Consider the following 406-nt stretch of genomic DNA (forward strand, 5'->3'; position numbering starts at 1 on the left):
CCTGCCGGGTCCTCAGCCCCGCCACCAGCTTGCCCGGATCCAGCGCCAGATAATCGCCCGGATAGTCAAAGCTTTCGATCTGCCCCTGGGCATGGGCGGCATCGCCGATCCGCTCGGTCTCCATCGCCGCGGTCGGGGTTTTGAAGTTGTAATCCGTCAGCCGGATCGCCCCGGTGGTCAGGTTGCGTTCCGGCGCCCAGTCCCAGAAATGTTCCTGTTCATAGTGGTGATGCCCGTCATAGCGCTTGAACGGCCGGTCCCCGATCGTCTCATGGCTGAGCGGGTCATCGGTCAGAACAAGGCTGTGGCTGCCCATCGCATGGGTGAAGTGGAAACTGATGCCATGGCGCTCCATCTGTCGGCGGGCGAAATCCAGGTCGGATTCGCGATATTGGACAGTGTATTC

Annotated in this window: 1 protein-coding gene; it reads right to left on the bottom strand. The window is 61.6% G+C overall.

Features of this window, described 5'->3' with window-relative positions:
• Nucleotides 1-406 (bottom strand): contractile injection system protein, VgrG/Pvc8 family (locus tag FNJ84_RS21800; protein WP_255471378.1); only part of this gene is annotated, 406 nt, incomplete at both ends.

The organism is Paracoccus sp. M683, assembly GCF_007096355.1.
Lineage (GTDB): Bacteria > Pseudomonadota > Alphaproteobacteria > Rhodobacterales > Rhodobacteraceae > Paracoccus.